The sequence below is a fragment of the Variovorax sp. P4_B11 genome (genome assembly GCF_056402355.1).
In genome coordinates this window covers 1-23,394 of sequence record NZ_JBFUHO010000040.1, presented here as the reverse complement: position 1 = coordinate 23,394, position 23,394 = coordinate 1, and the positions used below count along the sequence as shown (strand labels likewise).

The 23,394-nt window shown below is 64.7% G+C and carries 18 protein-coding genes and 3 pseudogenes; 13 read left to right on the top strand and 8 right to left on the bottom strand.

All coding sequences use genetic code 11. From position 1 onward, the window contains the following. Positions 1 to 472: 472 nt before the first annotated feature. Positions 473 to 1,645 carry an ATP-binding protein gene (locus AC1DYD_RS27955; RefSeq protein ID WP_478176012.1) on the top strand — a complete coding sequence of 391 codons (1,173 nt, stop codon included), beginning with the start codon at positions 473 to 475 and terminating at the stop codon, positions 1,643 to 1,645. A 261-nt stretch (positions 1,646 to 1,906) separates the two neighbouring features. Here AC1DYD_RS27955 and AC1DYD_RS27950 read toward each other — a convergent pair. Both AC1DYD_RS27950 and AC1DYD_RS27945 read right to left on the bottom strand, forming a co-directional pair. Beyond that, a pseudogene (locus AC1DYD_RS27950) lies at positions 1,907 to 2,151 on the bottom strand (DDE-type integrase/transposase/recombinase); the annotation flags it as partial. 112 nt (positions 2,152 to 2,263) lie between these two features. Next, positions 2,264 to 2,485, bottom strand: a complete 222-nt coding sequence (locus tag AC1DYD_RS27945; RefSeq protein WP_478176011.1) for a hypothetical protein — start codon at positions 2,483 to 2,485, stop codon at positions 2,264 to 2,266. A gap of 852 nt (positions 2,486 to 3,337) precedes the next feature. Between AC1DYD_RS27945 and AC1DYD_RS27940 the strand changes: the two genes are divergently transcribed. The 6 genes from AC1DYD_RS27940 to AC1DYD_RS27915 all read left to right on the top strand — a co-directional run bounded on the left by AC1DYD_RS27940 (position 3,338) and on the right by AC1DYD_RS27915 (position 12,613). Continuing rightward, positions 3,338 to 5,482 (top strand): hydantoinase/oxoprolinase family protein, encoded by a 2,145-nt coding sequence (locus AC1DYD_RS27940; protein ID WP_478176010.1) that lies wholly within the window; start codon positions 3,338 to 3,340, stop codon positions 5,480 to 5,482. A gap of 11 nt (positions 5,483 to 5,493) precedes the next feature. Then, the gene (locus tag AC1DYD_RS27935; protein WP_478176009.1) at positions 5,494 to 7,818 is read left to right on the top strand and encodes a hydantoinase B/oxoprolinase family protein; all 2,325 of its coding nucleotides are present in this window, start codon (positions 5,494 to 5,496) and stop codon (positions 7,816 to 7,818) included. A 33-nt stretch (positions 7,819 to 7,851) separates the two neighbouring features. Further along, positions 7,852 to 8,358: an acetone carboxylase subunit gamma gene (locus AC1DYD_RS27930; RefSeq protein WP_478176008.1), complete on the top strand. Its 507-nt coding sequence runs from the start codon at positions 7,852 to 7,854 to the stop codon at positions 8,356 to 8,358. 187 nt (positions 8,359 to 8,545) lie between these two features. Further along, complete coding sequence (locus AC1DYD_RS27925; RefSeq protein ID WP_478176007.1) at positions 8,546 to 10,570, top strand: sigma-54-dependent Fis family transcriptional regulator; 2,025 nt, start codon at positions 8,546 to 8,548, stop codon at positions 10,568 to 10,570. A 115-nt stretch (positions 10,571 to 10,685) separates the two neighbouring features. Then, positions 10,686 to 11,603 carry a complex I NDUFA9 subunit family protein gene (locus tag AC1DYD_RS27920; protein ID WP_478176006.1) on the top strand — a complete coding sequence of 306 codons (918 nt, stop codon included), beginning with the start codon at positions 10,686 to 10,688 and terminating at the stop codon, positions 11,601 to 11,603. Between the two features lie 263 nt (positions 11,604 to 11,866). Next, positions 11,867 to 12,613 (top strand): carboxypeptidase regulatory-like domain-containing protein, encoded by a 747-nt coding sequence (locus AC1DYD_RS27915; RefSeq protein WP_478176005.1) that lies wholly within the window; start codon positions 11,867 to 11,869, stop codon positions 12,611 to 12,613. A gap of 22 nt (positions 12,614 to 12,635) precedes the next feature. On the opposite strand, the gene AC1DYD_RS27910 is transcribed toward AC1DYD_RS27915, so the two are convergent. The 3 genes from AC1DYD_RS27910 to AC1DYD_RS27900 are packed head-to-tail and all read right to left on the bottom strand — an operon-like array spanning position 12,636 to position 15,245. After that, a complete protein-coding gene (locus AC1DYD_RS27910; protein ID WP_478176004.1) occupies positions 12,636 to 13,076 on the bottom strand; it encodes a desulfoferrodoxin family protein in 441 nt (146 codons plus the stop codon). Positions 13,077 to 13,101: 25 nt separating this feature from the next. Next, positions 13,102 to 13,476 carry a response regulator gene (locus AC1DYD_RS27905; RefSeq protein WP_478176003.1) on the bottom strand — a complete coding sequence of 125 codons (375 nt, stop codon included), beginning with the start codon at positions 13,474 to 13,476 and terminating at the stop codon, positions 13,102 to 13,104. Next, positions 13,473 to 15,245 (bottom strand): sensor histidine kinase, encoded by a 1,773-nt coding sequence (locus tag AC1DYD_RS27900; RefSeq protein WP_478176002.1) that lies wholly within the window; start codon positions 15,243 to 15,245, stop codon positions 13,473 to 13,475. Before AC1DYD_RS27900 ends, AC1DYD_RS27905 begins: the two co-directional genes overlap by 4 nt. Here AC1DYD_RS27900 and AC1DYD_RS27895 point away from each other — a divergent pair. Next, positions 15,199 to 16,323, top strand: coding sequence for an adenylate/guanylate cyclase domain-containing protein (locus tag AC1DYD_RS27895; RefSeq protein ID WP_478176001.1), 1,125 nt, complete (start codon positions 15,199 to 15,201; stop codon positions 16,321 to 16,323). The two genes, AC1DYD_RS27900 and AC1DYD_RS27895, sit on opposite strands and share 47 nt — an antisense overlap. Before the next feature lie 60 nt (positions 16,324 to 16,383). Here the strand turns inward: AC1DYD_RS27895 and AC1DYD_RS27890 are convergent, their stop codons facing one another. Genes AC1DYD_RS27890 through AC1DYD_RS27880 form a run of 3 tightly spaced genes read right to left on the bottom strand, consistent with a single transcriptional unit; the run spans position 16,384 to position 18,074 of the window. Next, complete coding sequence (locus AC1DYD_RS27890; protein WP_478176000.1) at positions 16,384 to 16,644, bottom strand: mercuric transporter MerT family protein; 261 nt, start codon at positions 16,642 to 16,644, stop codon at positions 16,384 to 16,386. A gap of 59 nt (positions 16,645 to 16,703) precedes the next feature. Beyond that, entirely contained in the window at positions 16,704 to 17,597 is an 894-nt protein-coding gene (locus AC1DYD_RS27885) for a DUF72 domain-containing protein (protein ID WP_478175999.1), read from the bottom strand. A gap of 6 nt (positions 17,598 to 17,603) precedes the next feature. Continuing rightward, on the bottom strand, positions 17,604 to 18,074 hold the full coding sequence (locus AC1DYD_RS27880; RefSeq protein ID WP_478175998.1) for a CBS domain-containing protein: 471 nt from the start codon (positions 18,072 to 18,074) through the stop codon (positions 17,604 to 17,606). Between the two features lie 514 nt (positions 18,075 to 18,588). Between AC1DYD_RS27880 and AC1DYD_RS27875 the strand changes: the two genes are divergently transcribed. From AC1DYD_RS27875 to AC1DYD_RS27855, 5 genes and pseudogenes are all read left to right on the top strand, one after another. After that, on the top strand, positions 18,589 to 18,957 hold the full coding sequence (locus tag AC1DYD_RS27875; protein WP_478175997.1) for a hypothetical protein: 369 nt from the start codon (positions 18,589 to 18,591) through the stop codon (positions 18,955 to 18,957). Between the two features lie 167 nt (positions 18,958 to 19,124). Further along, positions 19,125 to 19,259, top strand: a pseudogene (locus AC1DYD_RS27870) (c-type cytochrome); the annotation flags it as partial. Positions 19,260 to 19,536: 277 nt separating this feature from the next. Further along, entirely contained in the window at positions 19,537 to 21,351 is a 1,815-nt protein-coding gene (locus tag AC1DYD_RS27865; protein WP_478175996.1) for a tetratricopeptide repeat protein, read from the top strand. Between the two features lie 104 nt (positions 21,352 to 21,455). Next, positions 21,456 to 23,273: a PAS domain-containing protein gene (locus AC1DYD_RS27860; RefSeq protein WP_478175995.1), complete on the top strand. Its 1,818-nt coding sequence runs from the start codon at positions 21,456 to 21,458 to the stop codon at positions 23,271 to 23,273. Then, positions 23,173 to 23,394 (top strand): annotated as a pseudogene (locus tag AC1DYD_RS27855) (IS6 family transposase); the annotation flags it as partial. The gene AC1DYD_RS27860 and the pseudogene AC1DYD_RS27855, both read left to right, overlap by 101 nt.

Below are 23,394 nucleotides of genomic sequence, written 5' to 3'. Positions count from 1 at the left end.
TTCACCTCGAAAAGTGGACCTGAACTACCAGGGACGAGCGATATTCGGTGCGGCCAGCGTCTTGGCATCGGGCGCCAGCTTTCTCCGGGGCCGCTCACGCTCAACGTAAGTCTGATACAAGTGTATCTGCATGTAAATGTACTGTAAAGACACTTTCAGGCGGATGAGTCCGTCTGCGGCATTCGCTTGCATCTGATGCTTGTCTCCTGCGTGTCGAGACAATGCCGCACGGACCCTCAACGACGATTGCAGGACCTTCCCGGGGAATCCCGTGGGGCCGAGTTCAATCGGCGCCGACAAGTGATGAACATGATCAAGAGGGGCGAGCTCGCCGCGCGCAAAGCCGAGGATCGCCTGCAGCTTCGAAGATTCATTGGTAGCAAACAGAGAAGCGCCATCGCCAATGGCCCAGCAAAACCACGTCGCTGCGCAAATGCAAGAATAAATCTTCACTTTGCACGAAAGGCGTAGAATGGCCTACATGATCCCTCGCGACGTGGCGCCACTCGCCGCCGAACTGGCGCGCCAATATCCAGTCTTGACACTGACGGGACCGCGCCAGAGTGGCAAGACGACGCTGTGCCGCAACCTCTTTCCCGACAAGCCCTACGTCACGTTGGAAGACCCCGACACCCGGCGTTTCGCCAATGAGGATCCGCGAGGCTTCCTGAAAGGGATCGAAGGCGGCGCAATAGTCGACGAGATCCAGCGCGCACCGCAGATCCCCTCCTACCTTCAGGCGATGGTCGATGTCGACCCCGCTCCGGGGCGTTTCATCCTGACGGGAAGTCAGCAGTTTGAACTCATGTCCCAAGTGAGTCAGCCGTTGGCCGGCCGCACGGCTGTTTTGCGACTGCTGCCGTTCTCCCTCGCCGAGGTCGCACGGCTGCATCCGGTGCCGCCGCTGGCGCAGACACTGCTCACGGGCTTTTACCCGCGCATTCACGACCGCGACCTCAACCCCTCGCAGGCGCTCGGCGACTATTTCACGACATACGTAGAGCGTGACCTGCGCCAGCTGGCGGCCGTTCATGACCTGCAGCGCTTCGAACGCTTCGTACGACTGTGCGCCGGGCGCGTCGGTCAGCTCGTGAATCTCACGAGCCTTGGCAATGATGCCGGCGTTTCGCACGCCACCGCGCGGGCATGGCTTGACCTGCTTCAAACAAGCTACATCGTGCACGTGCTTCCCCCCTGGTTCACCAACACATCGAAGCGGCTCGTGAAGAGCCCCAAGCTGTACTTTTGCGATGTGGGTCTGGCCTGCTGGTTGCTGGGCTTGCGCAGCGCCGACCAGGTGGTGCGCGACCCGCTGTTCGGCAGCTTGTTCGAGAACCTGGTGATCATGGAAGCTCTCAAGACCCGATTCAATCAGGGCGAGTCGGCGGAGATGTACTTCTTTCGCGATGCCACAGGCAACGAAGTCGATCTGCTGATTCCCTCGGGCCGGAAGCTCCGCGCCGTGGAGATCAAGGCTGGCGCGACAGTCAACACCGATTACTTTCGCGGCCTTCGCAGTTTCGCGGCCGCCTTCCCCAATGCGCTGGAAGGCGGCAGCGTCGTCTATGGTGGTGACACTGACCAGGCACGAAGCGACTGGCCGGTGATCGGCTGGCAACGCCTGCAGCATCCGCCGGCGAGGTGAGCTTGAGGGCGCTCACAGGAGTCCATCCATTTCTTGGGGGTGTGCAGTGCAGAAAAGTAAGCTTCGGAGATGGAAACCGGGGCATCTTCTGGACTGGAAGTCCTGCAGGTTCTGTCGCGGTAACGACGGACGGTAAGCTGCGGCGAAATGAAAAACAAAGCCCCGGCGATGATCGACGCTCTCCGCAAGGTGATCAAGCGGATGCATTTTCCATTGGACGTGATGCTCACCTGCGTGCGCTGGTATGCCGCCTATCCGCTGAGCTTGCGCTCTCTTGGCGCGCAGCAGAAAGTCGATGGTGTCGCCGTCGCGGTCGACCGCTCGGTACAGATACTTCCACTGGCCAGCGACCTTTGATATAGGTCTCGTCCATCCGCCAGCTCGTGCCGACCGGGCGTTTGCGCCGTCGAAACGCTGCGGCGAGCACCGGCAATATCTTCATTGCCCAGCGATGGACCGTGGCGTGATCGACGCACACGCCCGCGCTCGGCCATCATCTCCTCGATGTGGGCGATGCGCATCGAGCAGCTACTGCAGGCAACACGAGGCTTGCACAGTTCGGAGCAAGAGAACCTCCTCTGGGACATTGAGCGAGTCAAATGGTTCCTGTGGCAGCAGTCACGCCACGGCAGCAAGCTGCACGGCGGGCACTGAGAACTCGCGTCCGATGCCGATCCGCGCATATAGGTAGTTGTTGCGGGCCCTGTCGCTGAGCGTGTCCATGTTCACATGCCCGCCGGCGTCGCATGGGAACGCGTACCCGCGCCCCGCATTGAAGAGCGAGCGGAAGCGCAACTCGTAGGGCGTGCTCGGGCGTGGAGCCATTTGTGACGAATTCATGATGTGCTCCTCTCTAAGGTCATGAGGATTGACGCGGTAAGAGCGAAGCACCTTGTTGGTCTTGCAGTGGACGTGCAGTTTGATTCGCTCATCTGTCTCACTGCAACGACCATGCCAAGGCTCCGCCCGCGAAAGCGGGCCGCTTTACGTCGTCATTGATTCGACTGCGAATTCATGGACCCGCCCCGTTGCGACTGGCAATGCGTCGGGCGCTATGGACGTCCGGTTTCCGGACGGAGGCAGGGAGTCGGTCGCCCCTCCTGAGAGCGACGATTGACGACCCCGTTCGGTGGCGAGTGATGAGCCACGTCCATTCAGCTGAGCCATACACCCGATTCAAATCAGCAGCGTAAGTCGGCGCAGTTCGGCCGAGTTTCGCCGCGAGGGAATTGGCTGCGCATCGCCCGCGACGCGTGCCGTTCGAGATTCGCAGAACCAGACATTGAGGGAGCGAAGCAGCCGCGCGCTTCGTGAGGGTCGGTCACTGAGACCTTGTCCGATAGCTTGCCGACACCGGCGCCGTGCGGTTGCAAGACGCCCTGCTACAGGCCCGAGATCAACCCAAATTGCCGCGAGACCCGAGCCTGCGTTCTGGGCTTCAGGAACCCCTCGGCGGCGACCGATTTCCGGTCGTTCCGTCCGGCAATCGAACGCTCGCTGCGCCGCGAGTTCAGTCGCCACTGGCTCCGCGTAAACCCGAACCCCCTCAACAAAATCAAGGACTTAGCGCGACCCGGTCGACATCCGTTGGGTCGTGGCATGCCCGCTGCAAAGAAACAGGCGAGCGAATCAATCGCTCGGGTGGGTTGCCAACACACGCAGCCCGATCAATGGACGCAAGGAGATCTACACATGGAATTGCAATCACAGGTACAGGTGATGGGCATCGACGCCGGGGGCACGATGACCGACACCTTCTTCGTCCGCGAGGACGGACGCTTTGTCGTCGGCAAGGCACAGAGCAACCCGCAGGATGAATCACTCGCGATCTTCAACTCTTCGCAGGATGCGCTGGCGCATTGGCAACGCGAAGTCGATGAGGTCTATCCCGAGCTGCTGACCTGCGTGTACTCGGGAACGGCGATGCTCAACCGCGTCGTGCAGCGCAAGGGACTCGATGTCGGCCTGATGGTCAACAAGGGATTCGAGCACGTGCATTCGATGGGCCGCGCGATCCAGAGCTACCTCGGCTACGCGCTGGAGGAGCGCATCCACCTCAACACCCACCGCTACGACGAACCACTGGTACCGCTGCGGCGCACGCGCGGCGTGACCGAGCGCACCGACGTGCAGGGCGAGGTGGTGATTCCGCTGCGCGAGGGCGAGGTGCGCCAGGCGACACGCGAGCTGGTCACCGCCGGCTCGAAGGCCATCGTGATCTGCCTCCTGCAATCGCACAAGAACGGCCGCAGCGAGCAGCGTGCCCGCGACATCTGCCTCGATGAGTTGAAGAAGTTGGACGCGGACATCCCGGTGTTCGCATCGGTCGACTACTACCCGCAACGCAAGGAGAGCCACCGCATGAACACCACGGTGCTCGAGGCCTACGCGGCCGAGCCCTCGCGCCAGACGCTCCAGAAGGTCAGCGACCGATTCAGGAAGCACGGTGCCAAGTTCGACCTGCGCGTGATGGCCACACACGGCGGGACGATCAGCTGGAAGGCGAAGGAGCTGGCGCGCACCATCGTGTCCGGGCCGATCGGCGGCGTGATCGGCTCCAAGCTGCTGGGCGAGGCGCTCGGCTACGACAACGTCGCCTGTTCGGACATCGGCGGCACGTCGTTCGACATGGCGCTCATCACCAAGGGCAACTTCGCGATCGTGGCGGACCCCGACATGGCGAGGCTGGTGCTGTCGCTGCCGCTGGTGGCGATGGACTCGGTGGGTGCGGGCGCCGGCAGCTTCGTGCGGCTGGATCCGTACAGCGGTGCCATCAAGCTGGGCCCCGACAGCGCCGGCTATCGGGTCGGCACCTGCTGGCCTGAAAGCGGGCTCGACACGGTGTCGGTCTCGGACTGCCACGTGGTGCTCGGCTACCTCAACCCCGACAACTTCCTCGGCGGCGCGATCAAGCTCGACGTGCAGCGTGCGCGCCAGCACATCAAGGCACAGATCGCGGACCCGCTCGGCCTGTCGGTGGAGGACGCTGCGGCTGGCGTGATCGAGTTGCTGGACGTGCAGTTGCGCGAGTACCTGCGCTCCAACGTCAGCGCCAAGGGCTACAACCCGATCGACTTCGTGTGCTTCTCCTACGGTGGCGCTGGCCCGGTGCACACCTACGGCTACACCGAAGGGCTGGGCTTCAAGGACGTCGTCGTGCCGGCCTGGGCGGCGGGCTTTTCGGCCTTCGGCTGTGCCTGCGCGGACTTCGAGTACCGCTATGACAAGAGCGTCGACCTGGCGCTGCCGCAGCACGCGTCGGACAGCGAGAAGGCACAAGCCGCGACGACCATCCAGTCGGCCTGGTCCGACCTGGCCGCGAAGGTGGTCGAGGAATTCCGGATCAACGGCTTCAAGCCCGAAGAGGTGATCCTGCGCCCCGGCTACCGCATGCAGTACATGGGCCAGCTCAACGACCTGGAGATCAGCTCGCCGGTCGGCAGCGCGTCGACCGCGCAGGACTGGGATCGCATCGTCGAGGCCTTCGAGCAGACCTACAGCCGCGTCTACGCCAGCTCGGCACGCTCGCCCGAACTCGGCTTCTCGGTCACCGGCGCGATCATGCGCGGCATGGTCATCACCCAGAAGCCGGTGCTGCCCGAGGATCCGGAAGGCGGCCCGACGCCGCCGAAGGAGGCGCGCATCGGCACCCGGCCGCTGTACCGCCACAAGGTCTGGCACGACGCGGTGCTCTGGAAGATGGAAGCGCTCAAGCCGGGCAACACCATCGCCGGCCCCGCAATCATCGAATCGGATGCCACGACCTTCGTCGTACCCAAGGGCTTCTCGACCACGCTCGACAAGCATCGCCTGTTCCACCTCAAGGAAGTGAAGTAAGGAGACCCGCCATGAACATGATGTCCAGCAAAGAACTCGGCTTCGCCGACCTGCTCAAGACCGGCCAGACGCTGAAGGAATTCCGCGACGGCATTCTCGAGCGCACCACCAGGACCGGCCACTACAACGGCCTGCAGCGCCTGGAGCTGCGCGAGAAGGACCCGATCCGCTACGAGAAGATGTTCTCCAAGCTGCGTGGCGGCCTGGTGCATGCGCGCGAAACCGCCAAGAAGATCGCGGCCAGCCCGATCGTCGAGCAGGAAGGCGAGCTGTGCTTCACGCTCTACAACGCGGCCGGCGACTGCGTGCTCACCTCGACGGGGATCATCATCCATGTGGGCACGATGGGCGCGGCGATCAAGTACATGATCGAGAACAACTGGGAAGGCAATCCCGGCATCCATCCCGGTGACATGTTCACCAACAATGACTGCGCGATCGGCAACGTCCATCCTTGCGACATCGCCACCATCGTGCCGATCTTCGCGCACGGCAAGCTGATCGGCTGGGTCGGCGGCGTGACCCACGTGATCGACACCGGCGCTGTCACGCCGGGCTCGATGTCCACCGGCCAGACCCAGCGCTTCGGCGACGGCTACATGATCACCTGCCGCAAGACGGGCGTGAACGACACCCCGCTGCGGGACTGGCTGCACGAAAGCCAGCGCTCGGTGCGCACGCCGAAGTACTGGATCCTCGACGAGCGCACCCGCATCGCCGGCTGCCACATGATCCGTGACCTGATCGAGGAAGTGATCGAGGACGAAGGGCTGGAGGCCTACGAGAAGTTCGCCTACGAGGTGATCGAGGAGGGCCGGCGCGGCCTGCTCACGCGCATCAAGGCGATGACGCTGCCGGGCAAGTACCGCAAGGTTGCGTTCGTCGACGTGCCCTACAAGCACGAGGATGTGCAAACCTCGAATGCCTTCGCCAAGCTCGACTCCATCATGCATGCGCCGGTCGAGATGGAGATCCGGGCCGACGGCTCGTGGCGGCTCGACTTCGAGGGCGCGAGCCGCTGGGGATGGCATTCGTACAACGCGCACCACGTGGCCTTCACCAGCGGCATCTGGGTGATGATGACGCAGACCCTGGTGCCCACGCAGCGCATCAACGACGGCGCGTACTACGGCACCGAGTTCCACATGCCGAAGGGCACGTGGATGAACCCGGACGATCGCCGCACCGGGCACGCCTATGCCTGGCACTTCCTGGTCTCGGCCTGGACCACGATGTGGCGCGGCCTGGGCCAGGCCTACTTCAGCCGCGGCTACCTGGAGGAAGTCAACGCCGGCAACGCCAACACCTCCAACTGGCTGCAAGGCGGCGGCATCAACCAGGACGGCGAGATCCACGCGGTCAACAGCTTCGAGGCATCGTCCTGCGGCACGGGTGCCGGCGCCATCAAGGACGGCTTGAACCACGCGGCGGCGATCTGGAATCCCGAGGGCGACATGGGCGACATGGAGATCTGGGAGATGGCCGAGCCGCTGCTGTATCTGGGCCGCAACGTCAAGGCCAACTCCGGTGGCTACGGGAAGTACCGCGGCGGCTGCGGCTTCGAAACCTTGCGCATGGTGTGGAAGGCCCAGGACTGGACGATGTTCTTCATGGGCAACGGCTACATGAACAGCGACTGGGGCCTGATGGGCGGCTACCCCGCGGCCACCGGCTATCGTTTCGAAGCGCACAAGACCGGCTTGAAGGAACGCATCGCGATGGGCGACAGCCTGCCGCTGGGGGGCGACGCCAACCCGGATCTGCCGGACTACGAGAACCACCTGAATGCCGGCGCGGTGGTCAAGCGCGACCAGCAATGCATGACCACCGAGGACTGCTACGAGAACTACGACCTGTACCTCAACTACCTTCGCGGCGGCCCCGGCTTCGGCGACCCGCTGGACCGGGAGGTCGAGGCGATCGCCAGCGACCTGAACAACAGCCTGCTGCTGCCGGAATATGCACAGAAGGTCTATGGTGCCGTGGCGACGCGGGACGCCCAGGGCGTGTGGACTGTCGATGCCAGGCAGACCGCGCTGCAGCGCGTCGAGATCCGCAAGCAACGGCTGGCCCGTTCGATCCCGACGCAGGAATGGATGAAGCTCGAGCGCGAGCACGTCCTGACCAAGAACGCGTCGCCACAGGTGCAGCACATGTTCGCAACCAGCTTCGGTCTGTCCAAGAAGTTCGAGCAGCAGTTCCGCGACTTCTGGAACCTGCCGGAGTCCTGGGTGCTGACCGAGGACGAGCTGGACGTGCCCACCTATGGTTCCAAGTTCCGCATGGACTTGTCCAAGATGCCCGACGTGAAGACCGTCGTGCTGGTCGAAGAATGAAGCACGGTCGACGAGACCCCAAGGAGATTTGAAATGACTACTTACACCCGTGAACAAGTCAAGAGCCTGGTCGACGGCAAGCTCGACTGGGACACCACCTTGCGCATGCTGTCGATGCCCAAGGATCCGGACCGCTTCGAGAAGTACCTCGACGCGTTGCAACAGAAGCTGGATTGGGACGACCGCATTGTCTTGCCGCTCGGCCCGCACCTGCACATCGTGCAGCTGGCCAAGACCAAGAAATGGGTCACCAAGTGCGATTGCGGCCACGAGTTCTGCGGCTGGCGCGAGAACTGGAAGCTGCACGCCAACCTCTACGTGCGCCAGACCGAGGAGGAAATGACCGAGGTCTACCCGAAGCTGATGGCGCCGGACACCCACTGGCAGGTCTATCGCGAGTACTACTGCCCCCAGTGCGGGACCATGCACGACATCGAAGCGCCCACGCCCTGGTACCCGGTGATTCACGACTTCGAGCCTGACATCGATGCCTTCTACAGGGAATGGGTGAAGCTGCCGCTGCCGGAACGCGTGGACTGAGCAGGAACCGACCGGGTCCCCCGCTCGCTCATGGCGCAGCGGCGGGGCCCCCACAGACAGAGGAGATCAGATGGCGGGGTTGGCCCGCCATCGGCGTTTTCACTATCATTCGAAGAAGCGGCGCCCGCACACCCACGGATGCGCCAACGGACAGCAGGTCGCATTGCACGGCCCGGCGGAGACAAAGATGGCATCACGGGACAAACAGATCTTCTCGATCCCCGGCGACGAACCGGCGGTCATGGCGGCGTGGGAATCCTTCGTCAGTGGAGACACGCGGCCGGCTGAGGCGCTGCGTTCATTAGTGGACATTTCATGGCAACGCTGCCAGGAAGCGCAGGTCGATCCGAATCGTCGTGGCGGACCGCAGCCGGTGTCCGAGCAGGATCTCTTCCTCTTGCGCGAACGCCAGCGCGAGCTTTTGGAGGCCAGCGCACCGGCCATGGCCTGCGCGCACGACTTCCTTTCGGAAACCGGCACCATGATGGCGTTGGCTGACGCCCACGGCACGATCCTCATGACGGAAGGCGACACGCCGGCCATGGGATCGGGCGAAACCATCCACCTGATGCCGGGTGTGACCTGGAACGAGGCGCTGTGCGGCACCAATGCGATCGGCACAGCGCTCGCCATGGGCCAGCCGGTTCAGATCCACTCTGCCGAGCACTACTGTGCCGGCATCAAGCGATGGACCTGTTCGGCCACGGTGGTGCGACATCCAACGGACGGCGAGATCATCGGCGTGCTGGACGTCTCGGGACTGTCGCAGACGTACAGCCGGCAAAGCCTGGCGCTGGTGGTCACGACTGCGAATCGCATCGAGAGCCGGCTTGCCATGGTGGAGATGGAGCGCCGCTACAACCTGCTGGAGCACGGCATGGGCCGCTGGAACGCGGGTCGACAGGAGGGTCTGGTCCTGTTCGATCGGCGAGGCAATCCGATCAAGGCCAACGAGCACGCACACATCGCGATCGCGGCCGCGGGCGGTCAGATCGACCTGTCCGGCGCGCACCGGCTGCCCGAACTCGCTGCGGGTCGGTTGGGGCGCAGCGGCCATCGACGCCAGTTGCCCCCATGGATCAAGCCCGAGTGGCTCGAGCCGCTGATCGTCAAGGGAGAGCAACTGGGGACGCTCCTGGTGGTGCCGGTGACACGCGCCCGCGTGACGTCGCTGCCCTCCTCGATGAGGTCGCAAGGATCAGGCCCTGGCCAACGAGACAGTGCAGCAGTCGGCGACGCCTTTGCTGCCCTCATCACAGCGGACCCGGCCATGCTGCAGGTCATCGGCAAGGCGCGGCAATTGGCGCGGTCCAGGACGCCGGTGCTGCTGCAAGGCGAGACAGGCGTTGGCAAGGAAGAATTCGCGCGAGGCATTCACGGCTCCTGCGCGGGCCCGTACATCGCGCTCAACTGCGGCGGGTTGTCGCGCGAACTGCTGGCGAGCGAGTTGTTCGGGTACGCAGACGGCGCCTTCACCGGTGCACGCAAAGGTGGTATGGCCGGCAAGATCGAAGCCGCCGACGGCGGCACGCTGTTCCTTGACGAGATCGGCGAGATGCCGATGGACATGCAGTCGCATCTGCTGCGGGTGCTGGAGCAAGGGGAGATTTACCGCCTCGGCGAGAACACGCCGCGCCGGGTGAACTTCCGGCTGATCGCCGCGACCCACAGGGACCTGCGCGAGGAGATCGCGGCGGGCCGGTTCCGCATGGATCTGTTCTACCGCATCGCTGTCACGAGCCTGCGCATCCCGCCCTTGCGCGAGCGCAAGGGCGACGTCGCGCTGCTCGCGCAACATTTCCTCGATCTGTTCCGGGGCGAGCAGGGGATGAAGCCCGAGATCCTCGATGCGGCGGTGCTTGCCCGGCTGGAGTTGCACCGCTGGCCTGGGAACGTGCGCGAGTTGCGCAACGTGATTCAGGGCGCCGTGATGATGAGCGAGGGTGATCCACTGATCTGCTCGGCACTCCCCCCCGAACTGTCCGGCCTCGAAGCTTCGAGCACCGCGCCTTCGGTAACGCTGGGCGCCGAAGTGCGCAGCATCGCCGAAGGTGAGGAAACGCTTATCCGGCGCGCGATCATTGCCAGCGAAGGCAACCTCACGCTCGCGGCGCGCCAATTGCACATCGCCAAGAGCACGCTCTATGTCAAGATGCAGCGCTACGGCCTGTCGCGCGAGGTGATGCGCATCAGCGAACCGACGCACAAATAGGCTTGGAAGGCGGGGCCCGCTGTCATTCATGGCGACGCCTGGGCTACGATGCGCTGGCAATCAAGAGCCTCAAGTTTGGACGCCCGACCAGCCGCCGAATACGGCAGGAGCTCCCATGAACCATGTCCTGATTCTCGGAGGCACAGGCTTCGTTGGTCAAAGCCTGTGTGCGTTGCTCGCCGAGCACGGTTGTGACATGACAGTGCCCACGCGCAACAAGTCGCCGGCGCTGAAACTGGGCCTGCCGGCATCGGTCGATCTCGTGAGCGCCGATGTTCACGATCTTGCACAACTCACGAAGCTTGTGGAGGGCAAGGACGCCGTGGTCAATCTCATCGCCATCCTCCACGGCAGCGAAGCACAGTTCGATCGAACTCACGTCGAGTTGCCTCGTACGCTGGTCTCGGCCTGCCGCACGGCCGGCGTGCGGCGGATCGTGCATGTCAGCGCGCTCGGCGTGAACGGCCCGCGGCCAAGCCGGTACCTCCGGTCCAAGGCCGAAGGCGAGAGGGTGTTGAAGGATGCGGATCTCGATACGACGCTGCTTCGTCCATCGGTGATCTATGGCGAAAAGGATCGTTTCCTGAACCTGTTCGCGCGCCTGCTGGAGTTCGCTCCAGTGTTCCCGCTGGCGTGTGCGGGAGCCCGCTTCCAGCCCGTGTGGGTCGAGGACGTCGCCCGCGCGATTCTGGTCTGCCTCGAGCGACCGGAGACGTCGGGGCAAACCTTCGAGTGCGCAGGGCCCGACATCTACACGCTGGCGGAGCTGGTCAAGCTTGCCGGCCGGTGGTCAGGCCACGAAAGACCCGTGCTTTCACTTCCGCAGCTTGTTGGAACACTTCAGGCGCTCGTGATGGAACACTTGCCAGGCGAAGCGCTGATGTCGCGCGACAACCTTCAGTCGATGCGCACCCCTAACGTTGCCACCGGACTGCTGCCGTCCCTGGGAGATCTGGGTATCCGCCCTGCCGCACTGTCCAGCATCGGACCCCGCTATCTAGGCGCCGCTCGCACGCCAGGCAGGAGGAATTGAGACCACGTCGACGCATTCAGGCGCTCGGCAGCAGTGCCTTGTCGATGAGCGCACCACGCCATTGGTTTGGGAATTCCAAGCGCCGGCGGCGCAGTGAGTCCGGCGACAGAAATGTGCACAACAAAACGCGCTCCCCGCGACAACATCCGTACATCCAGGGTGACATTTCCTTGGAATAAATGCACGGCCATTGTGGACATTGGATCTGCAAGACCAACTGCCCGCATGCTAGAGGCCTGCCCACCAGGCACGAAAGGACCCGCATGCAGATTCAGGTCGACGGATTCCGACGCACTCGGCGCCGAGTGGAATTTCCCTTGAAGGACGTCCGGATCCTCGAGGTCCTGGCGTTGCTGCTCTTGACGTGCGGCCTGGCCGGCCACAGCCTTGCCGGCAGCTTGAAGGGCAAGGTCGTGTTCGGCGGCCCGGCCCCCGCGCCGGCCAAGGTGCCTGTGACGATCGACCAGTACCTGTGCGGCAACGAAAAGCCCGCCGATGACCTTCAGGTTTCCGCGAGTCGCGAGATTCGCAATGCCGTCGTCTGGATCGAGAACGCGCCGGCCGGCGCCGCGCCGCCAGCGACCCAGAAGATCGAAGTCGACCAGAAAGGATGCGCGTTCATCCCCAGGGTGGTCATCGTTCCGGCCGGCGGAACAGTGGACTTCCTCAACAGCGATCGCCTGCTCCACAACATTCACGCCACCCCGAAAACCAACGTCTCCTTCAACCGAACGCAGCCGCTGGGCCGGACGATTCCGATCACTTTCGCCCAGCCCGAGATCGTTCGAATCAACTGTGACCTGCACGCCTGGATGACGGCTTGGGTGGTTGTTGCCGCGCACCGCTTCTATGCGATTACCGGAGCCGATGGCACGTTTGCGTTCGACAATCTCCCGCCGGGCCAGTACCAGTTGCAGGTCTGGCATGAAACGCTCGGCACGGTGCCGGCGAGCGTCAACGTGAGCGATCAGCAGCCCGCGCAGCTCACTGTGGAATTGAAGCCCCGGTGAAACCGCGGCCCCGGAGCCGCCCTCAGGGAACGACGCTGATCTTCTTTGACGCCTCCCAGGCGGCGGAATGCGTCGGCTCCTCGACGGCCCGCAGCGTCCCGCCTTCGTCGAGCGCGATCGTGAAGGTCACGGTCGGCGCGGAATAGACCGGGTGCAGATAAGCCCGCGCGATCTCCACCGAGTCCTTGTAAAGCGCGATATAGCGCACGAAGTGCTCGGAGAGCGACGGATGCGGCGAGTCGGCGCCGACGCTGATCGTCACGTTGAACCAGGCACCGCGGCGCACGCTGTCCGGCGCGGTGAGCCTGGGCGTGTGCTTGGCGTCGAAGCCCTTGTGGACGTCACGGAATTCCGGCGTGAACTGCTGCGCCTGCTCTTCCTCCGGCTGCGCGGCGATGGCGCCGGAGCCCATCGCCAGACCCAGTGTCGCCATCACGATGCGCTGTGTGTTTCGAACGGTCATTGCCTTGGTCCCCTTCGTTTTCCGGTCAGATATCGGGGAGAAACTGCTTGACCATCGTGAGCAGTTCGCTCGGGCTGTAGGGCTTCGCGAGGTAGCTGGAGGCGCCGGCCTGGATCGCCTTCTCGCGGTCGCCGCTCAATGCGTACGAGGTGATCACGATGATCGGAATGTGGCGCGTGGCCGCTTGCGTGGTCAGCAGCCTCGTCGCGTCGAGCCCGGACATTTTGGGAAGCTGCACATCCATCAGGATCAGATCGGGCAACTCCTGCTGCGCGAGTGCGAAGCCGGTCTCGCCGTCGGCCGCCTCGATCAGGCGGCAGGCCGAGCGCTTGAGCAACTGCCGAACGATCTTTCGGTTGTACTCGTTGTCCTCGACATAGAGGATCTTGCGTTCGGTCATGAACCGGTCTCTCTTTCGCCCGCGCGCAACGGCACGGAAAACATGAAGGTGGAGCCCTTCCCCAGCTCGCTTTCGACCCAGATGCGGCCGCCCAGCCTTTCGACGAACTTCTTCGAGATGCTGAGGCCGAGCCCCGTTCCGCCGAATTCCCGCGTGATGGTCGTGTCGACCTGGCGGAACTCGGTGAAGATGTTGTCGAGTTCATCCTGGGCGATGCCGATGCCGGTATCGGAGACGCGGTAGATGAGCTCGTCACCCACGAGTTCGACGGCGATATCGACCTGGCCCTGCCGCGTGAATTTCAATGCATTGCCAGCCAGATTGGTCAGGCACTGGGCGAGCCGCCCGCTGTCGCCGTAGGCCACCGGCAGATCCTCCGGCGCGTGCGCCGTGAACGCCAGCCCTTTCTCCGCCGCGATGGAACGCAGGGACGTTCGCACGGTGTTGACCACATCGCTGACGGCGTACTCGTTGAGCGCCAGCTCCATGCGGCCGGCCTCGATCTTGGACAGATCGAGCACATCGTTGATCAGCCGCAGCAGATTTCGGCCGTTGACCTGGATGTCTGTGAGCGGCTCCTTCAACTCGTCCGGAACCTCGCCGTAGATTCCGTCGATCATCATTTCGCTGAATCCGAGAATCGCGTTCATCGGGGTGCGCAGCTCGTGGCTCATGTTGGCCAGGAACTCGGACTTGGCCTTGCTCGCGCGCGACAGCTGCTCATTGAGATCCACGAGCTTCGCGGCCGCCTGCCGCTGTGATTCGTCGAGACGATGCAGTTGCTGGCTCATGTGGTTCATCCGGTCGGCGAGCGCTCCGAATTCGTCACGGTTGGGCACCATGATTTTGCGCCCGAAATTTCCCGCCGCGACGTCGTCCAGGAAAACATCCGCCGCACGCACCGGGAGGATGAAAGACCACGAGATCACGAACCCGCACAGCCAGGCGAGCAGCACGGCGCTCACGGCGAAGACCAGGGTCAGGGTCAGCGATCTGCGGTTGGCGGCGCCGACGCTTTCACGCAGCTGTGCCATCCGGCTCTGCTCCACGTCGACCAGTTGGCTCATGCGCAACGCGATCTGCGCGTCGAGGCGCTCCTCGCGCCGGAGCAGGTCGGTCGTGATGTCCTCGAGCTTGCCGTCGCGGATGGCATTGGCAATGTCGGCGACCACGCCCATGGCGTCGTCCTGCGAAGCGCGGATCTGGTCGATCAGGCCCTTCTGCCCGGCGGCCGCGGCGGTGTCCAGCTTGGCCAGCGATTCGTTGAACCGGTTGTTCTCGCGCAGGATGCGCTCGATGGCGGCCTCATCCTTCGACAACAGCGCCAGTGCCGTGAAATGCATCTGCCTGTCCAGCGCATGCTGGCTCTGTTGCGCCCAGCTGACGCGCTCATGGGCCTGGTCGAGCAGATGGCTCTGCCCGGTGGTGTTCACGAGAATGAGCAGGCTGGCGACCGCCATCGCGATGAACAACAGGGTGATGATCAGGAAGGCCAGCAGCAGCTTGGTGTGCACCGAGGCGCGAACGCGCGCCACCCCTTCCACCAGACCGGCAAGCGGTGAACGCTTCAACACCTGCGTAACAAGCTGTTCAAGTTTGATGGCCAGGCTCCCGTCAAGGACCGAATGGAGCGCTTCGCCACCGCGAGCCACGAGCCACGAGCGAGCGACCTTGTGGAACCACCACGAAGCCGCTACATTTTTTGTCTCGGGAGAATTGACGGTGAGAACCCCTCCACGCATCCTCATCGTCGACGACAACGCGACCAACGTCAAGATTCTGCAGGCGCGCCTGGGCAGCGAGGGCTACGAGGTGGTCTCGGCGGCCGACGGCCTGGAAGGCCTGACCGCGGCACGCGACCTCACACCGGACCTGATCCTGCTCGACCTGATGATGCCCAAGCTGGACGGCATCGAAGTTTGCCGGCGCTTGCGGGCTGACCCCGACTTTCCCTTCACGCCCATCATCATGGTGACGGCCATGGCCGACCTGAAGGACGTCGTCGCCGGCCTCGAGGCGGGCGGCGACGAGTACCTGACGAAGCCGGTGGACCATGCAGCGCTCGCCGCTCGGGTGCGTTCGATGCTGCGAATCAAGCGCCTGCACGACCAGGTCGAAGCGCTGGTCGCGCAGGTGAAGGACTGGAACGCATCGCTCGAACGCCGCGTCGCCACCCAGGTCGCCGAACTCGAGCGCGTCGGCCGGCTCCGACGCTTCTTTTCGCCGCAACTGGCTGAACTGATCGTGAGCGGTGGCGCCGAAGACCCTCTGCAAAGCCATCGACGGGAAATCACCGTGGTCTTTCTGGATCTGCGCGGCTTTACGGCCTTCGCCGAGAGCGCCGAACCGGAGGACGTGATGGCCGTGCTGCGCCAATACCACGCGGCGACTGGCGAGCTGATCCTCGCGTACGAGGGAACGCTCGAGCGCTTCACCGGCGACGGCATGATGATCTTCTTCAACGATCCGGTTCCCATGCCCGACGCCGCCGAACGCGCCGTGCGGATGTCGCTGGCGATCCGCGAGCGGGTCGGCTCGATCGCCGAGACATGGCTGCGGCGCGGCTATTCGCTCGGCCTGGGCATCGGCATCGCCCAGGGTTTCGCCACGATCGGCGCCATCGGGTTCGAGGGGCGCTGGGACTACGGCGCGATCGGCACCGTGACCAACCTCGCGGCACGACTGTGCGGAGAGGCCGAGCGAAACCAGATCCTGATTTCACGGCCCGTCTATGCGCAACTGGCGTCGCTGCTCGACGTGGAGCCGCCGCAGGCGCTCGGCTTGAAGGGGTTTCAGCGTCCGGTCGACTGCTTCAGTGTTCGTGGCATGAAGGCGGTATCGAGTTGAGAGCGCGGCCTGCCCACCACCGGCAAGCGCGTTCATTCGAGGTACTTGCCTCGCAAGTCGTCACGTGCGCACATCGGCGCAGGGCGTGCCCGGCTCGCACACTGGCGGCGCCAGGTAGAGCGTGCGGAACGCCAGTCCGAGGAACAGCAGCGTGAACCCGATGAAGACGGGCCGGTACGGCGCCGTCGCCGTCAGACCGCCGAGCCAGGTGCCGCCGATGCCGAGCGCCGGCAGCACAAGCGGCCCAACGCAGCACACGGACGCGCCGATGGCGGCCAGTGCGCCAGCGATCAGCGACCCTTTGCCAGTGAGTTGCGCCATGCGCGGCTCCTTGAACCTGTTTGCCAAGCTTCCACTCTTAGCCGGCGCCGCGTTCGTCTTCACCCGTGTGCCAGCAGCATCTTCATGAACGTGATGCCGTTGCGCTGGCCCTTGTCCTCGTCGCAGTTGTTGAAGATCAAGTGCGTGTTGCGCACTTTGTACGCCAGGCGCACCACCTCGACCATGATTTCCTTCAGTTCCTGATCCGGATAGTCATAGTCGAAGCGCTCGGCCGCCGACGCAGCGCCCTTGAGGTTGTAGGTGTCAACGTTGCGGCCGTGGAGGCGCACCAGCGCGTAGTCCGGGTTCGTGGCCTCGGCCAGCATCGGCACGCTGTTGGCGAAGCCCTGCGGGCCGTCGACGACGGTGTGCACCGCGCGCAATTCGCGCAGCAAGTTCAGGGTGGCAAGTCGGTTCGCCTCGTCGAACCAGGACTGGTGCCGAAACTCGACGCTGACCGCGTGGCCGCCCATCACCTCGACGCAATGCTCGAGGTGGGCATGACCTTCCTGATTGCACATCAGCCAAGGTGGAAACTGGAAGTGGACCAGCCCCAGCTTACGGGCGTTCTTCAGCGGTGCCAGCGCGTCAATGAACCGTCGCCACAGCTCGGCGCGGATCTCGGGCGGCGTACTGCGGTAGTAGAGCGTCTTCGAGGTGCCCAACGCCAGCCTGATGTCCTTGTGCAGCACCTTGGGATCGGTCTGATGACCGGTGAACAGCCGGAAGGCCTTGACGTTGAAGACGAACTGCTCCGGCGTGCGCTCGACCCAATTGTTGGCGTTGGTCGGCGTCGGGATCCCGTAGTAGCTCGAATCGACCTCGACCAGCGGAAAGATCGACGAGTAGAAGCGCAGGCGCGCCTCAGGCGTTTTCGCCTCCTTCGGATAGAAGCGCCCGCACTCGATCAGCGTCTTGTCAGTCCAGGAGGCAGTGCCGACCAGAATAGGCATCGCGGATTACGTGGAGACGGGCTCGCGCCATTCAGGCGCTGGCTTCCCTGACGAGCTGAGAGCCGCTCCGCCGGGACGCGTCAAAAACCAAGGTGCGCTCCCGAGCCTGCGCTCTGGCGCCCGCTGCTGCCCCTGCAGCGCCGCCGCTCGCCGCGCCGAGGCCAGTACCAACCGGGTGTTCCCCAAGGTCACCGTGGTGAGCGGATCGCGATTCTGATCTGCCGGTGGAACGATGTCCTGGTCGTCGGCCACCGAAACGCCCGCAAGGCTTCGCTCGCCCGGCTGGGAGATGACGTTGAGCGTCTGGCCCGCCTTCTGGGCGTCGCCTTTAGCAGAAAGGTCACCCAATGACAGCATGCCCACGAGAAACTGTTCGCGATCGACCACCGGCAAACGGCGAATCCGGTAATGCTCCATCTTGTCCATCGCGCTCTCAGCCGCTTCATCTTCGAAACACGACACAACATCCTCGCTCATGATTTCCGAAGCAGGCGTATCCAAAGATCATGGAGACCGATGAAACTTCCTTCTGCGGTCCGCTCGCGCGTCTCGCTGTAGGAACAATCCCTCCACGCTCACTCACAGTGGGCCGGCCGCGCTTGTCCCAAAAAAGCCCCGCAGACGCGGTCGCCTCAGACTGCGCGCCAGAAGTCTGGTGAGATCGATGCCCTGCTCGGCCGAAACGCCGAATTCCGCCGCTGTTTGGCGCAGGGCTTGTTCGCTGACGCCGAGCCGCTCAAGCCAGAACTCGCTGACCTTGTTTATATCGATCGGGCTTGCCCTGGTTCAGTCCTCAAACAGCCAGATCGACGCGACCGATCGGTGGCTTGCGCCGGCGTCATCCTCGATGCGAGCCAGCGGGGCACATCGCTGGACTTTGTCTGACAGCCTCAAGGCCTGCAGGATGGCGGGGCCGGTGCGGTATGCGCGTTAGAAAAGTTTGCGGCGAGTCTCCCGCTCGTTTCATCGTCGAATTCCTAAGGAGAGGCACATGAACCCATCCGCCACCTCGCCGTCGAACCCCGTACCTCCTGACGAAGACCTGGTCGAACAGGCCCGTCCCGGCTACGGCATTCCGTCGCAGGATCCGAGGCCCGCGGCGCAGTTTCCTCTGGAGCCCGAGGAAGCCCAGCGCGAGGCCAATTCGGTGCTTGTGGGTGGCGGCGCAATCGTCGGTGCGGCCGCGGGCTCCACCATCGGCGTCGCGGTGGCCGGCCCGGTCGGTGTGGTGGTGGGCGGTGCGCTGGGAGGCGTTGCCGGCGCACTGGGCGCCGCGGCCGCTGGCACGATGGTGAAGCCGGAAGATTCGATCAGCGCCGAAACAGCGCGCGCGGACACCGTGCGCCTGGACCGTCCCTGATGATGACGGCCAACGTTCTCGAAGGTCCGCTCACACCCGAGAACGCGCAACAGATGCTCGATGCGACGTAGTTTTCGCTGTTTGAGCCGAGCACGTCGCCCCCCTCGGCCTTCATGTCGTGATGATCCGCCGGCTTATCATGGCCAGCGTGCTGGCGTTGTGCACGATTGGCGCCAGTGCTCGCTGCGCCCGACGCAGTACGCGGCGAGCAGATCTGCGCGCGATGTCTGGCGTGTCATGCCCTGGCCGCGGACCGCGTGGGACCGCGGCACTGCGGTCTGTTCGGGCGACTGGCTGGGAGCAAAGGACCGCTCCGATCTGATCGCCTACCTTCGGCACGCCGACGAGACCCCCGAGTGCGGCAAGCAGGCAGGGGCGACACGGTGACGTGGCCGGCGTACAGCGCGCCCAAGAGCGCCCGCCAGCGGCATCCTGCCCAACGGTGGAAACCATGCCAATGGTCTATTGCGCTGGCGGGAGGCCGATGCCAGAATTTTCGGCTCAGGTCGGGCTCATCCACTGACGGGCCGGCTGCCAACGCGAAAAGCAGGTCCGCCTCCACTTCGAGAGGGAAACGCCATGCCATCGCACCACCGTTGCATCTTCGGCCTACGGGTATCACCCACCGCCGCCATCGTGGTCGCTTCGTCCAGCCTGCTGCAGGCCGGCAGCGCCGGCGCCGGGGGGCCGGCATCCACATTCGATCCTCTCCTGTCCGAGCCGGGCCGGACCTGCGGGCCGGTGGTGAGCGGGCCGCCCGCGCTGCTCAAGGCGCTTATCCGTGTCAAGAGCGAGACGGCACCCTTTCAGCCCGTGCCCATGCAGGCTGCCGACGGCACGGTGCCGCTCTATCGGAACCTCGGCGCCCTCGCCTTCCCGATCAGCACCCGGGACCCCAAGGCGCAGGCCTACTTCAACCAGGGATTGCGCCTGTCCTTTGCCTTCAACCACGCCGAGGCGCAACGTGCGTTCCAGGCCGCGCAGAAGCTCGATCCCGATTGCGCCATGTGCTTCTGGGGCGAGGCGCTGGTGCTGGGACCGAACATCAACGTCCCGATGATGCCGGAGGCCAACGCGCCGGCGCTGGCCGCGCTTGCCAGGGCGTCGGCGCTCAAGGGGCAAGCGAGCGAGAAGGAGCGGATGCTGATCGGCGCACTCGAGAAGCGCTATGCCGCCGATGCCAAACCCGACCGCAGCGGATTGGACGGTGCCTATGCCGACGCCATGAAGGCCGTGGCGGCGGCATTTCCGGCCGACGACACGCTTCAAGCGCTGTACGCCGAGGCCGCCATGGACACGCAGCCCTGGGACTACTGGCAAGCCGGAGGTGCCCAGCCGAAGGGACGCGGCGCAGACATCGTCGGCACCCTCGAGACCGTGCTGAAGCGCAACCCCACACACCCCGGCGCCATCCACCTTTACATCCATGCGGTGGAGGCGTCCACGCGGCCGGAGCGCGCGCTGCCCTATGCGAAGCGGCTGGGCGCGCTGGTGCCCGGCGCCGGCCACCTGGTGCACATGCCCGCGCACATCTACTACCGCGTGGGCATGTACCGCGAGTCGCTGGACGCCAACCTGCGCGCGATCCAGGTCGACGAAAACTACTTCAAGACGTCCCCATCGGATCCACTGTACAAGGCCGCCTACTACCCGCACAACATTCACTTCGTGATGGTGTCCGCACAGATGGGGGGCGACGCGAAGACGGCCATCGATGCGGCCTCGAAGCTGGATGCATCGGTGCCGGGCGAGCTGGTGAAGCTGTTTCCGATCCTGCAGCCGATCAAGGCGGCGCACTACACGACCCGTGCACAGTTCAGTGATGCCGACACGATCCTCAAGCTTGCGGCGCCGTCCGAGGAAGTGGTGCTGGTATCGACCATGTACCACTACGCGCGCGCCGTTGCTTTCGCGGAACGCAAGGACAAGGCAGGCGCGCGACAGGAAATCGACGCCATCGCCGAGATCGAGCGCGGGGCCGACTTCAAGCCTTTCGAGCCCTGGGGGCTGCCGGCCAAGGAGATCGTGCGCACCGCGGGCCTGGTCGCCACCGGGCGCCTGGCCGACGCCACGGGGGACCTGGAGGGTGCGGCCAAGGCCTACACCGAAGCCATCGCCATCGAGGACGCGCTCACCTACACGGAGCCCCCCTACTGGTACTACCCGGTGCGGCAATCGCTGGGCTCGGTGCTGCTGCGCCAGGGCAAGCTCGACGAAGCGGAGCAGGCGTTCAGGGCTTCGCTGGTACGCGTGCGCAACAACGGCTGGGCCCTGGCCGGGCTGGCCGAAGTCGAGCGCAGGAAGGGTGACGCCCGCGCGGCGCAGGCCGCCAGCGAGGCTTACCGTCGCGCCTGGTTCGGCCCCAAGGACGGACCCGATCTGGCGCGGCTGTGAGGTGCCGGCGCTTGCCGCGTCGGCGTGTATTCGGCATGTATCCGCGCGGTATCGCCAAGGCAATGACCCAGCGCACGAGGGCGCTGCGGCCTAGACTGCGGGTCATGGCTGTCACGGAACGCCGTCTTCGCTCGACCGACACCCCGGCGTGGACCGACGCTGCCGAAGCGATGTATCGCGCCGCACAGGCCGTGGCCGGCGCCAGCGGCCCCGGCACCCTGGCCGCACTGGTGCAGGAACTGGCGCAGATCCTGCGCGTGGCGACCGTGTTCGTGGCGGTCTTCACCGACAGCTCGCGCCGCACGCTGCGTACATTGGCAGCCGTGCTCGATGGCCGGCCGATGGGCAACTTCGACTACCCGCTGCAGGGCTCGCCCTGCGAGAAGGTGATCGGCCGTGCCTATCGCTTCGTCGCCCAGGGCGTCGCGGCGGAGTTGATCCCCGGCACCGTGTTCGCGGAAACGGGGTTCGATTCGTACGCGGCATTCCCGCTCAACGACACCGACGGCAGCCCGCTCGGACTACTGGTCGCGATGGACCGCAAGCCGATGGCCAACGCCACGCTGGCCGAGGCGCTGCTGAAGATCTTCGCCAGCCGCATCATCGCCGAGATCGAGCGCAGCAGTGCCGACGAGGCGCTTCGCTCGGCGGCGCTGGCCGTGTCCGCGGCCAGCGGCGAGTCGGTGTTCGTCGAATTGGCGCGCTACCTGGCGACGATCCTGCAGGTCGAGATGGCGTTCATCTCGCGCCACCGGCCCGATGACGGCGATACCCTGCACATGCTGGCGATCGTCAGCGACGGCGAGGTCCGGCGCGGCCATCGCTACCCGGTCAAGGGCACGCCTTGCGAGCATGTGCTCGGCCAGCAGTTCCGCGCCTACCCGTCGAAACTGGGCGAGCTGTTCGTGTTGGACGAGGACGTTCGGCTGCTCGGTGCCGAGAGCTATGCCGGCTTTCCGCTGAACGATGCGCAAGGCCAGCCGCTGGGCACCATCGGCATCGTCTCGCGCCGTCCGCTCGTCAACGTCGAGCGGATCGAGTCGATGCTGCGCATCTTCGCCGGACGTGCCGCGGCCGAGATCGAACAACTTGGTGCGCGCGAGGCGCTGCAGCGTTCGGAGGCCAGCTACCGGGCCATCTTCGAGGCCTCGGAGGATTCGATCTTCATCCACGACTGGGACAGCGGCGCGATCCTCGACGCCAACCCCAAGGCCTGCGCCGTCTATGGCTACAGCCGTGACGAACTCTGCCGGTTGTCTCTGACCGACATCAGTTCGGGCGATGCCCCCTACACGGCCGAGCAGGGGTTGCAGCACATGCAGCTGGCCAAGCTGGGGCGCTGCCCGCCCTTCGAATGGCACCGGCGCAGCCGCGCCGGCGAGCTTCGCTGGGACGAGGTCTGGCTCAAGCCGGCGATGATCGACGGCCGCCACCACATCGTGGCGTTCGCGCGCGACATCACCGAGCGCAAGGCGGCTTTGGCGGCGCTGCAGGCCCAGGAACAGAAGTACCGGGCCATCTTCGACGGCAGCGTCGACTCGATGGTGCTGTGGAGCGAGGATCTGCGCACCGCCGATGTCAACCAGGCCTTCGTGCGCATGACCGGCATGACACGCGAGCAGGTGGTCGGCAGGCACTGGACGGAACGCCCGGATGCCCAGGACATGCAGCGCCTGATCGGTTTCATCGAAGCGGCGCTGCAAGGGCATGAGACCCAGGCCGTCGAACCGGTGTCGCGCGCCGACGGCAGCACCTTCCACATCGAACTGCGCTATATCCCGGTGCGGCATTGTCACGTTGCCGAAGGCGTAAGCTTGTTGGATGCAAAAGAAGAGGTCGCTGTATCACGGTCATCGGTTCCCTGCGGTGGTGATCAGCCAGGCGGTGCGCTGGTATTTCCGGTTTCAGCTGAGCCTGCGTGACATTGAGGAGTTGATGTTCGAACGTGGCGTGGTCCTCAGCTACGAGACGATCCGGCGCTGGTGCGACAAGTTCGGTGCGAGCTTCGCGCATGGTGCCAAGGGTGCCAAGGGCGCGCGCCGG